General features: G+C 71.8%; 9 protein-coding genes and 1 tRNA gene. 5 read left to right on the plus strand and 5 right to left on the minus strand.

The window, feature by feature from the left end; translation table 11 throughout:
- Window positions 1-20: 20 nt before the first annotated feature.
- Window positions 21-689, minus strand: a complete 669-nt coding sequence (locus tag RIN80_RS23945; protein WP_375141792.1) for a TetR/AcrR family transcriptional regulator — start codon at window positions 687-689, stop codon at window positions 21-23.
- A 412-nt stretch (window positions 690-1,101) separates the two neighbouring features.
- Window positions 1,102-2,100, minus strand: coding sequence for a sigma-70 family RNA polymerase sigma factor (locus tag RIN80_RS23950; protein ID WP_309097711.1), 999 nt, complete (start codon window positions 2,098-2,100; stop codon window positions 1,102-1,104).
- A gap of 204 nt (window positions 2,101-2,304) precedes the next feature.
- On the opposite strand from RIN80_RS23950, the gene RIN80_RS23955 reads away from it, so the two are divergent.
- Window positions 2,305-2,841 (plus strand): N-acetyltransferase family protein, encoded by a 537-nt coding sequence (locus tag RIN80_RS23955; protein WP_309097712.1) that lies wholly within the window; start codon window positions 2,305-2,307, stop codon window positions 2,839-2,841.
- Here the strand turns inward: RIN80_RS23955 and RIN80_RS23960 are convergent.
- On the minus strand, window positions 2,829-3,614 hold the full coding sequence (locus RIN80_RS23960; protein ID WP_309097713.1) for a class III extradiol ring-cleavage dioxygenase: 786 nt from the start codon (window positions 3,612-3,614) through the stop codon (window positions 2,829-2,831). The genes RIN80_RS23955 and RIN80_RS23960 overlap by 13 nt on opposite strands.
- A gap of 86 nt (window positions 3,615-3,700) precedes the next feature.
- On the opposite strand from RIN80_RS23960, the gene RIN80_RS23965 reads away from it, so the two are divergent.
- Window positions 3,701-4,234 (plus strand): MarR family transcriptional regulator, encoded by a 534-nt coding sequence (locus RIN80_RS23965; protein ID WP_309097714.1) that lies wholly within the window; start codon window positions 3,701-3,703, stop codon window positions 4,232-4,234.
- Window positions 4,235-4,337: 103 nt separating this feature from the next.
- Here RIN80_RS23965 and RIN80_RS23970 read toward each other — a convergent pair whose 3' ends face one another.
- Both RIN80_RS23970 and RIN80_RS23975 read right to left on the minus strand, forming a co-directional pair.
- Entirely contained in the window at window positions 4,338-5,867 is a 1,530-nt protein-coding gene (locus tag RIN80_RS23970) for an MFS transporter (RefSeq protein WP_309097715.1), read from the minus strand.
- A gap of 151 nt (window positions 5,868-6,018) precedes the next feature.
- Window positions 6,019-6,672 (minus strand): helix-turn-helix domain-containing protein, encoded by a 654-nt coding sequence (locus RIN80_RS23975; protein ID WP_309097716.1) that lies wholly within the window; start codon window positions 6,670-6,672, stop codon window positions 6,019-6,021.
- Between the two features lie 290 nt (window positions 6,673-6,962).
- Here RIN80_RS23975 and RIN80_RS23980 point away from each other — a divergent pair, with 290 nt between their 5' ends.
- The 3 genes from RIN80_RS23980 to RIN80_RS23990 all read left to right on the plus strand — a co-directional run bounded on the left by RIN80_RS23980 (window position 6,963) and on the right by RIN80_RS23990 (window position 10,266).
- Complete coding sequence (locus tag RIN80_RS23980) at window positions 6,963-8,306, plus strand: M6 family metalloprotease domain-containing protein (protein ID WP_309097717.1); 1,344 nt, start codon at window positions 6,963-6,965, stop codon at window positions 8,304-8,306.
- Between the two features lie 92 nt (window positions 8,307-8,398).
- Window positions 8,399-10,099, plus strand: coding sequence for an IclR family transcriptional regulator C-terminal domain-containing protein (locus RIN80_RS23985; protein ID WP_309097718.1), 1,701 nt, complete (start codon window positions 8,399-8,401; stop codon window positions 10,097-10,099).
- Between the two features lie 94 nt (window positions 10,100-10,193).
- Window positions 10,194-10,266 (plus strand) — tRNA-Arg (locus tag RIN80_RS23990).
- The last annotated feature ends 608 nt before the right edge of the window (window positions 10,267-10,874 follow it).

Raw genomic sequence — 10,874 nt, forward strand, 5'->3', positions numbered from 1 at the left:
GCCGGGGGCGAGCCGTCGGGTCACGCACCGAACGGGAAGCTCCGTAGCGCCGCGAGGTTGCGCAGCGCCAGCTCTGCCGGGCTTCCCGGGCCCTCCACCGGCCCGTCTCCCTCGGCCCACCCCTCCAGCGCGGTCCGCACGGCGGCACTCGCGACGGCGGCGGCGAAGCGCAGTTCGGGGGTGGCGGCAACGTTGTCGCCCTCGTCCCTCGCCACGGCACCGGCACGTGTCACCCGTTCCGCCAGCGCCTCCCCCAGCATGCGCTCCGAGTCCTGGCACACCTCCGCCCACACCCGGCGCAGCGACGGGTTGGCCGCGGCCAGGCGCAGGAGCGTGCGGACCCATTCCCAGGAGGACGCGGAGACGCCCACGCCCGGGGTGAGGGTGTGGCGGACCCCGTCCTCCAGGGCCTGCGCGACGCCCACCGCCGCCGGCGCGGCCCGGACCGCCTCCACCCAGCGCTGGGCACCGGCCGCGTACAGCGGGGCGACGGCCTCCTCCTTGGTGGCGAAGTACCGGTAGAAGGTGCGTGGGGCGATGCCGGCGGTCTGGGCGATGTCCTCCGCGCGGGTGGCGCGCAGGCCGCGCCGCACGAAGAGGCCGGCCGCCGCCCGGGCGATCTCCATGCGTGTCTCGGCCTTGCGCCGCTCGGTCAGCGAGGCCTGCGGGGTCGGGGTGGTGCTGCTCACGCCCGGCAGGCTATGCCCATGTGACACAATCTGCCATCTGGCGGGCCACCCCGTGGTTCAGGTACGGGGTGGCCCGCTCTCCAGCGCGGTGTCGGCGGGGGCCGGCGGCGCGAAAGAGAGAGCCGGGCCCCGGCGTCCGGGGGGAGGGACGCCGAAGCCCGGCCTTGGGAGAGTCCCGGCGCCGGGGGGAGTGCGGCGGGACTTGGCTTTGCGGGCCGGGGCGTGACCCCGGACCCGAACTGGTGGACCCGGAAGTCTTGTTCCCGGCGCCCTGGCACTTGAAGCGGCGTTACAACGCCATGTTTGCGCGGTCTTTCGCCACCCGGCGTACGCGGTGACCACCGGGCGCACACAGCCCGTCACGCAGGGGCCACGGGTGGTGCGCCGGGGCGGTCGACGGTGATCGCCGGGGTCAGGCCGCCGCGTCGAAACCGGTGCTGCGGGCCAGCTTCTTCAGCTCCAGCAGCGCGTGCTTCTCGATCTGCCGGATGCGCTCGCGGGTCAGGCCGTGCTCCTTGCCCACCTCGGTCAGCGTGCGCTCGCGGCCGTCCTCGATGCCGTAGCGCATCTTGATGATGGAGGCCGTGCGCTGGTCGAGGCGGCCGATGAGGTCGTCGAGCTCCTCGCTGCGCAGCAGCGTGAGCACCGACTGCTCGGGCGACACCGCCGAGGTGTCCTCCAGCAGGTCGCCGAACTGGGTCTCGCCCTCGTCGTCCACCGACATGTTCAGCGAGACCGGGTCACGGGCCCAGTCGAGCACGTCGGTGACGCGCTCCGGCGTGGAGCCGAGCTCGGCGGCGATCTCCGCGGGCTCCGGGTCCCGGCCGTGCTCGCGGTTGAACTCGCGCTGCACACGGCGGATCCGGCCGAGCTCCTCCACGAGGTGGACGGGCAGGCGGATCGTGCGGGACTGGTCGGCTATCGAGCGGGTGATGGCCTGGCGGATCCACCACGTGGCGTACGTGGAGAACTTGAAGCCCTTGCGGTAGTCGAACTTCTCGACCGCGCGGACCAGGCCGGCGTTGCCCTCCTGGATCAGGTCCAGCAGCGGCAGGCCGCTGCGGGGGTAGCGGCGGGCGACGGCGACGACCAGGCGGAGGTTGGAGCGGATGAACACGTCCTTGGCGCGCTCCGCGGCGTCGACCAGCGCTTCGAGCTCCTCGCGGGTCGCGTCCGTGTGGGTCTCCTCGTACCCGTCGAGGACCTGCCTCGCGAACACACCCGCCTCGATGACCTGCGACAGCTCGACTTCCTTGGCCGCGTCGAGCAGCGGTGTGCGCGCGATCTCGTCGAGATACATGCCGACCAGGTCGCGGTCGGCGATCTCGCCGCCATGGGCGCGAACACTGCTTGCCGCTTCAGCCGTCTCGCCGGTGGCGGACTGACGACGGGCGACGGCACGGGTTGCCATGCGTGCTCCCTTGCGATGTGAGGTCAGCGGGTGGTCCTTCGGACGCCTGACTCCGTCTTCCGGACTCTCTCCGGACTCTCCTCGGGTGCCCTGCATCCGATGGAAACAACGACTGGAATCAGGACAGAATTCCCAACCGGTCCCCCCATTTTTCTGATCATGCAGTACCCTGTCGGGCCGCCGTCCGGCCCGAAGGGAGACGCGATGCCGTCGGAGCATGCAGAGGTGCAGGTCAGACCGGGAGTCGAAGCGGACCTCTCGGCTCTCACAGCCCTCTACAACCACTACGTACGGAAGACGGCGATCACGTTCGACACCGCGATCTTCACTCCGGAGGAGCGTCGCCCCTGGCTGCTCTCCCACCCTGAAGACGGGCCGTACCGCCTGATGGTTGCCACGGACCGGGACTCACAGGAGCTGCTGGGCTACGTCACGTCCAGCCCGTTCCGCCCCAAGCCGGCGTACGCGACCTCCGTGGAGACGACCGTCTACGTCGCCCCGGACGCCGGCCGCCGCGGCATCGGCACCCTGCTGTACGAGGCGCTCTTCGAGGCCCTGTCCGGCGAGGACCTGCACCGGGCCTACGCGGGCATCGCCCAGCCCAACGAGGCGTCGACCCGGCTGCACGAGCGTCTCGGCTTCCGGCACGTCGGCACCTACCGGGAGGTGGGCCGCAAGTTCGGGCGGTACTGGGACGTGGCCTGGTACGAGAAGCCGCTGCCGGGCGGTCAGCCGAACTGAACCGACCGTTTCGCCAGCCCCATCCAGAATCCGTCGATCACCGACTTCTGCGCGTCCAGCTCCCCCGTGGCGTCGGCCGCGCCCATGGTGACGAACAGCGGGGCGAAGTGCTCGGTGCGCGGGTGGGCCAGCAGCCCGGCGGGCGACTTGCGGGTGAAGTCGAGCAGGGCGTCCACGTCCCGCGCCTCCAGCGCCCGCCGCCCCCAGTCGTCGAACTCGGCCGACCAGGCGGGGATGCCGCCCTGCCGGAGCGCTGCCAGGTTGTGGGTGAAGAAGCCGGAGCCGACGATCAGCACGCCCTCGTCCCGCAGCGGGGCGAGCCTGCGGCCGATCTCCAGCAGCCGGACCGGGTCGAGCGTCGGCATGGAGACCTGGAGGACCGGGATGTCCGCACCCGGGTACATCTCGACCAGCGGGACGTACGCGCCGTGGTCGAGACCCCGGTCGGGGACGTCCTGGACGGGCATGCCGGGGGCGCGCAGCAGCTTCCGTACGGACGCGGCGAGCTCCGGCGCGCCGGGGGCGGCGTAGGTCACCTCGTAGTAGTGCTGCGGGAAGCCCCAGAAGTCGTAGACGAGCGGGACGGTCTCGGTGGCGCCGAGCGCGAGCGGGGCCTCCTCCCAGTGCGCGGAGACCACCAGGATCGCCCGGGGGCGGGGCAGGGCCGCGGCCCAGGCGGCCAGCTCACCGGGCCAGACGGGGTCGTCCGCCAGGGGCGGGGCGCCGTGGCTGAGGTACAGAGCGGGCATGCGCTCCTGAGTGGCGGCGGACATGCTGCTGCTCCTTCCGTCCGTGGTACTTGAAAACTGTACGACGCACTTGTTTAAAGTTCAAGGAGAGTCCGCGTAGAGTGGAACCCATGAAGGCACCCGCATCCGCACCGGCAACCGGCTCCACCGCGGAGCCCCAGGAACCGCGCTGGCTCACCGACGAGGAGCAGCGCGTGTGGCGCTCGTTCATGGAGGGCGCCACCCTCCTCGACGACCATCTCGACCGTCAGCTCCAGCGCGACGCGGGCATGCCGCACATCTACTACGGCCTTTTGGTCAAGCTCGGCGAGGCGCCGCGGCGGCGGCTGCGGATGACCGAGCTGGCGATGCTGGCGAAGATCACCCGCTCCCGCCTCTCCCACGCGATCGCGCGTCTGGAGAAGAACGGCTGGGTGCGGCGTGAGGACTGCCCCGACGACAAGCGGGGCCAGTTCGCCGTTCTGACCGACGAGGGCCACCAGGTGCTGCGGCAGACCGCGCCGGGCCATGTGGAGGCCGTGCGGCAGGCGGTCTTCGACCGGCTCAGCCCCGAACAGCAGAAGTCCCTCGGCGAGATCATGCGGATCATCGCCGAGGGACTCCAGCCGGCCGAAGCGGGTGCGGACCTGCCCTGGCTCCGCTGAGCCGGGGCAGGTCCTGGATTCCGTGGGTACGGGGCGTCCCCTTCCCCGTGTCCACGGATGGCCCGAAGTGCCCAAGGAGGGCCCGAAGGGGTGGGAGCCGCCGTCAGTGGGCGACGACCGGGATCTGCACCTCGTCCGCCGCGTCCGCGTCGGAGCCGGTCACCGCGCTCATGTTCGGGCGGCCGGCGTTGACGAGGGTCAGGGCGATCGCGGCGGCCACCACGAGGATGCCGACGGCGAACCAGATGGCGCTGGTGTAGCCCTGCACCTGGCCCTGCAGCTGGACCAGCTGCTGCTGGGACCGGCTGGTCGCCCCCGCGATGTGATCGGCGATGTAGGACGTCGTCGCCGAGGCGGCGATGGTGTTCAGCAGGGCCGTGCCGATCGCGCCGCCCACCTGCTGCGAGGTGTTGACCATCGCGGAGGCGACACCGGAGTCCCGGGGCTCGACGCCCTGCGTGGCCAGCGACATGGCCGGCATGAACGCCGTACCCATGCCGAGGCCGAGCAGCACCATCGCCGGCAGCAGCAGGGCCGCGTACGAGGAGCCGATCTCCAGCTGGGTCAGCAGCAGCATGCCGAGCGCGGCGACCAGGAAGCCGGGGCCCATCAGCAGGCGCGGGGCGACCCGGGTCATCAGGCGGGTGCCGATCTGGGTGGAGCCCGTGATCATGCCCGCGATCATCGGCAGGAACGCGAAACCGGTCTTGACCGGCGAGTAGCCCTTCACGATCTGCAGGTAGTAGGTCAGGAAGAGGAAGAGGCCGAACATCGCGATGATCGCGAGACCGAGCGAGAGGTAGATGCCCCCGCGGTTGCGCTCGGTGACCACGCGCAGCGGCAGCAGCGGGGCCTTGACCCTGGACTCGACGACCACGAAGGCCAGCAGCAGCACCACCGAGGCGACGAACATGCCCACGGTCACGGCGTCGCTCCAGCCCTCCGACTCGGCGCGGGTGAAACCGTAGACCAGGGCGACCAGGCCGAGGGTGGACAGGATCACGCCGGGGACGTCGAGCGGGGAGCGGTTGCGGCCGCCCTCCGGCTCACGGATGACGAAGTAGGCACCGGCCGCGGCGATGATGGCGAACGGGATGTTCACGAAGAACGTCCAGCGCCAGTCCAGGTACTCGGTGAGGAAGCCGCCCAGGATCAGGCCGACGGCACCGCCACCACCGGCGATCGCGCCGTAGATGCCGAACGCCTTGGCGCGCTCCTTGGCGTCGGTGAACATCACGGCCAGCAGGGAGAGCGCGGCGGGCGCGAGCAGGGCGCCGAAGACGCCCTGGAGGGCGCGGGCGCCGAACATCATGGCCTCGTTGGTGGCCGCGCCACCGAGCGCGGAGGCCGCGGCGAAGCCGCCCAGGCCGACGACGAAGGCCTTCTTGCGGCCCCACAGGTCGGCTATCCGGCCGCCGAACAGCAGCAGACCGCCGAAGGCGAGGGCGTAGGCCGTGACGACCCACTGCCGGTTGCCGTCGGAGATGCCGAGGTCCTGCTGGGCGGAGGGCAGGGCGATGTTCACGATGGTCGCGTCGAGCACGACCATCAGCTGGGCGAGGGCGATGAAGACGAGCGCTTTCCAGCGATTGGCGTCCGGGACGCTTGGGGCCTTGACGGCTGTTTCAGACATGGGGATACCCACTTCGGGACTTCGTGACGGAAAAAGGGTGACGAAAGGTACGGACTCGTCGACGGTGACGGGCCGCGGGGACTGTCGTCCGTGTTCAGACGACTGGCTGTCGCCCGTGTTCCAGACGGCTGGAACGAGCTGAACTAATCGGTCAGGACGGGCAGGGCTTGCGAAGGTCCTCCAGAGTCACGGCCGCGCCCGGGAGGGTGGAGCGGGCCGGAGCCCGCAGCCCGTCCAGGAACAGCTGGAGATGGCGGTGGACGAAGCGGTCGGCACGGAAGCAGTCCGTGCCGGCCGGGGGCCGGCTGAGCTGGGCCACGGCGATCATCACGTCCCCGACGTCCACGTCGGAGCGGAGCTGACCGGCCGTCCTGGCCCGGTCCATGACCTCCGCGACCAGCCGCTCGACCCGTTCGCGCGCGGCCTCCAGGTCCGGGTGGTGCTTGTCGAAGGTGCTGGAGACCATCGGGCACAGCGCGCTGATCCGCTCGTCGGCGGCGGCGTGCACGAAGCGCTCCAGCGCCTCGAACGCGTCGCCGGTCTCGGCGAGCGCGAGTTCGGCCGCGGCGGACGTCCGGTCCATGACGGAGCAGACGACCTCGCGGACCAGCGCGTCGCGGTCCGGGAAGTTGCGGTACACCGTGGCGTTGCCGACGCCGGCCCGGCGGGCGATCTCGTCCAGCGGCACCTCGGGGCCGTGCTCGACGAACATCTCCCGGGCGGCGGTGACGATCCGCTCCCGGTTGCGCAGGGCGTCGGCGCGGGGCCGGGGTGCCTTGCGCTGCACGGGGGTTGCGGTCTGCACGGCGTACTCCTGGTCAGTGGTGTTCTGCGGTCTGCGATCCGGGGAAGCTCTCCCCGTTTCGCGCGGACACATGGCTAAACGGGGAGTGGGTCCCCGGTATTTCCCGCCGACGAGGAAATTATCTGTGACCTGGATCACGTCACCCGCGGTGGCCAGGGGCTACTGACCGGAAACCCACGATCGGTCTTCCCCAACGGGCGCCCCCGCACCTCGCGACGCAGGGTGAGCGCAAGGGTGCAGCCGGAGACCGGAGGCTGCCGTGGCGCGGGAGGTCCCTGCAGGTGCCCGACATGCAGCCACCCCCACCGAGGCCCCGGCCGAGCCGACCAGGCACGTGCGCCCCTCCGGGACACCGGATACCCCGGCGGCGACTGGCCGCCCTGGTCTGCGTGTCCGCCCTGACCTTCGCGGTCAGCACCTCGGCCGGCACGGCCCACCTCGCCCCGGGCCCCACGGCGGCCGGCGCGGGCCCGATATCCCTCTCCCGCACCTCCGCCCACGCCCCCTGCCTGATACGCGGCGCCCGCGAGGTCCAGATGTCCGAGGGCATCCCCACCTCCGAGGGCTACTCCCGCTCCACCGGCACCGTCCGCGCCCTCACCCTGATGATCGACTTCTCGGACGCCCCCGGCGAGGGCAGCGCCCGGGACCGCTTCCGGGAGTTCTTCCCGCAGACCCGCGACTGGTTCCGCACCAGCTCCTACGGCCGCCTGGACTACCGCCCCGAGACCCCCGTCCCCGGATGGCTGCGGATGCCGAAGTCGTTCCGCGAGTACGGCATAGAGCGCGGGGCCCCCTTCGAGCCCGGCTACCGCGCACTGGTCCAGGACCTCGTCGCGGCGGCCGACCCGAAGGTGGACTTCGGCGACTACGACCTGCTGAACGTCCTGGTCACCCCGAACGCCGGCCCCTCCGCCCTGGACACGGTCCTGTCCGTCACCTTCGCCGGCAACCCCGACGCCCCGAGAGCCGACGGCACCGCCGTGGCCAACGCCTCGTTCGTCTACTCCCGCCAGGACGACGGCTCCGGCTCGTACCACCGCACCGGCTACCGCGTCCTCCCCCACGAGAACGGCCACGTCTTCGGCCTGCCCGACCTGTACACCGCCGAGGGCGGGGGCGCGGTCGGGCACTGGGACATCATGAGCGAGGACTGGGGCGCCAACAACGACTTCCTCGGCTGGCACAAGTGGAAGCTCGGCTGGCTGGACGCGACCCAGGTGCACTGCGCGACGTCCTCCGGCCCGGCCGAGTACACCCTGACCCCGCTGGCCCGCGCGGGCGGCTCCAAGCTGGTCGTCGTGCCGTTGGACTCCCGGACCGGTTACGCCCTGGAGTTGCGTACGCGCGGCGGCAACGACGAGACGGTGTGCCGTCCGGGCGTGCTGGTCTACAAGGTCGACGCGGAGGTCGACACGGGCAGGGGCCCGGTCACGGTCCACGACTCCCGCCCCGACAGCGGCGGCTGCACCCGCGCCCCCAACGTCCACGCGGAACTGTCCGACGCGCCCTTCGTCCCCGGGGAGACCTTCCGGGACGCGCGCGGGGGCGTCACGATCGAGGTGACGGGCGTGGACGCGGAGGGCAACCACCGGGTACGGGTGACGCGGGAGGAGCAGGCGCGGCGGAGCTAGGGGTACGTACGACAGGCAGCGCGCCCCCTCGACGCCGGCCACGCGGTGCGCGATTACGGTGGGCCTGCCCCGACCGCCGTACCGGAGAGCCGATGCCACCGAAGCCCACGCCCCAGCCCCCCGAGGGGTCCGCCCCACCGGCCGACGAGAAGGGCACGCGGGCAGGGGCCACGGACACCCGGGGAACCGCACCTGTGGACACCTCGCGCGTGCCGCACCGAGGGTGGGCCGGTGCCGCCGCCCCGGCGGAGGCGGTCACGCCACTCATCCGCGGCGTCGCGGTACTGCGCGAACTGACCGACGCGAACGGCACACTGAGCCTGAGCGCCCTGGAACGCGCCACCGGCCTGGCCCGCTCCACGGTCGACCGCATCACGGCCACGCTCGCCCGCATGGGCTACGTCCGGGTCGACGGCCGGGACGTCTTCCTGGCGCTCCGCCTGATGGAACTGGGCAACGCCTACCTGGCCGCCCTGCGCCTGCCCTCCCTCCTCTCCCCCGCCGCGGACGCCCTGGCCGACGAACTGGACGAGTCGGTCTCCCTGGCGGTAGCCGACCGCGACGGCATCCGCTTCGTCCACCAGGCGACCCGCCGCCGCGCGATGTCCCTCAGCTTCCGCATCGGTGACCTGCTCCCGGCCGAACGCACGGCCCCGGGCCCGCTGTTCGCGACCGAGTGGACGGCGGCGGACTGGCAGCGCTGGCGCGAGCGCAGGGCCGCGGATCCCGGGGACCTGTCCTTCACGGCCGTACCGCCCCGCAGGAGGGGGACCGGCGCGGCGTACGACCAGGACTTCGTCCGCCGCACGGAGGAGGCGGCGGCGAACGGCTGGGCCCTGGACGACCAGCTGATCGAACCGGGCCTGGTGGCGCTCTCGGTCCCGGTCCGGGGAGCGGGCCGGGAGATCGCGTGCGTGGCGAGCGTGGTCAGCCACACGAGCCGCCACACCGCCGACGGTCTGCGGACGAACCTGCTGCCGAGGCTGCGGTCGGCGGTGGCGGAGATGGAAGAGGAGCTCCACCGCACCCCACCCCCGGAACCCGGCCGGCCCCCCGCCGACCTGGCAGTGTGGACCGGCGCCTCCAAACTGCAGCTCGGCCGCGACTTCATCGAGTCCCTGGCGCGGGGCCTGACGGTCCTCGCGGCGTTCGGCGAGGGCAGGCCGGAGCCGACCCTCACGGAGGTGGCCCGGGCGACGGGCCTGTCCAGGGCGACGGCACGCCGGGCCCTGATCACCTACGAGCACCTGGGCCTGGTGACCGCCTCCGACCGCACCTTCTCCCTCACCCCCCGGGTGCTCTCCCTCGGCTTCCCACCCCTCTCCCGCACGACCCTCCCGGAGATCGCCCAGCCGCACCTGGCCGCCCTGGCGTCCCGCATCCACGAGTCGACGGCACTGGCGGTGCTGTCGGATTCGGGCGAGGAGATCCGGTACACGGCGAGGGTGGCGACGGGCCGGGTGATGAGCGTGAACATCCCGGTGGGCACGCGGCTCCCGGCCCACGCGACGGCCTCGGGCCGGGTCCTCCTGGCGGACGCCGGCACCGCGGTCCACGCCCAGGGCCACGCCTTGGTGGACGAGGAGCTGGAGGAGGGCCTGCGCTCCCTGGCGGTCCCGGTCCGCAACCGCGAGGGCAGGGTGGTGGCGGCCCTGAGCACGGCGATGCACGCGAGCCGCCGCTCCCGGCACGAGTGCGTCACGGACCTCCTCCCCGAACTGACGGCCACGGCCACCCGCATCGAGTCCGACCTCCACACGGCGTCCCGCTTCACCCACGTCCCCCTGACCTGACCCCCACACCCGCCCGACCGCGATCCGGTACGCTGACGCCTGTGGTCTTTCCCGGACCACAGGCACGCCGCCGCACCGCGCGTCCGCTGCCACTGCCTTCGTAGCTCAGGGGATAGAGCACCGCTCTCCTAAAGCGGGTGTCGCAGGTTCGAATCCTGCCGGGGGCACAGAGCAAAGGGCCAGCTCAGGAGAGGTTTCCTCCCGGGCTGGCCCTTCGCCGTTTCCGGCGCCGTGCCATAGACGTGCCACACGCGTGCCACTACGTGGAGAAGTTCTGGTCCGGATGGGGCAGGGCGTTCGGTACGAAGAGGCTCAGCCGAAAGGTGGTCGGTTGTGTCTGGCGCCCACAGAGCCTGTCGACTCGCACCGCTGTCCAGTCGATCTGCGTGTCCGACGCTCGGAGACGGCGGATATGAGCGTGCCATTCCGCCTCGTCCTGGGTTTCGAAGAGCACCTTCCAGCGACCCGCGTCCGGTGCGAAGCGAGCAGCAGCCCGCTGTGCATCGTTCTGCTGCTGACGCCTTCTTCTGCGCTGCCCTGGCATCGGCCCAGCATCGCTGGCTTCGACCATGACAGCAAGGCCATTACCTGTCCCAGGCCGGGAGGTTCTCTCCTCACCCTCTCGGATCATGGTGCCAAGTGGGTCGGCGACGGCTCGGTCCCGATCGCTGGTCATGTGCTGGTGGATCAGCGCGGCCCGGGAGCCGCTGTGCCCCGTCCTCGTCATCAGCTCCACAGGGAACAGCGGTCACCCATCCGGCACGCCCTCAGGTCC

Origin of the sequence: Streptomyces sp. (genome assembly GCF_031181705.1) — a bacterium.
Taxonomy (GTDB): Bacteria; Actinomycetota; Actinomycetes; order Streptomycetales; family Streptomycetaceae; genus Streptomyces.

Coding starts and splice junctions, on each gene's coding strand:
- RIN80_RS23950 (WP_309097711.1), bottom strand. CDS start 2,100: ATGGCAACCCGTGCCGTCGCCCGTCGTCAGTCCGCCACCGGCGAGACG.
- RIN80_RS23970 (WP_309097715.1), bottom strand. CDS start 5,867: ATGTCTGAAACAGCCGTCAAGGCCCCAAGCGTCCCGGACGCCAATCGC.
- RIN80_RS23955 (WP_309097712.1), top strand. CDS start 2,305: ATGCCGTCGGAGCATGCAGAGGTGCAGGTCAGACCGGGAGTCGAAGCG.
- RIN80_RS23965 (WP_309097714.1), top strand. CDS start 3,701: ATGAAGGCACCCGCATCCGCACCGGCAACCGGCTCCACCGCGGAGCCC.
- RIN80_RS23960 (WP_309097713.1), bottom strand. CDS start 3,614: ATGTCCGCCGCCACTCAGGAGCGCATGCCCGCTCTGTACCTCAGCCAC.
- RIN80_RS23980 (WP_309097717.1), top strand. CDS start 6,963: ATGCAGCCACCCCCACCGAGGCCCCGGCCGAGCCGACCAGGCACGTGC.
- RIN80_RS23985 (WP_309097718.1), top strand. CDS start 8,399: ATGCCACCGAAGCCCACGCCCCAGCCCCCCGAGGGGTCCGCCCCACCG.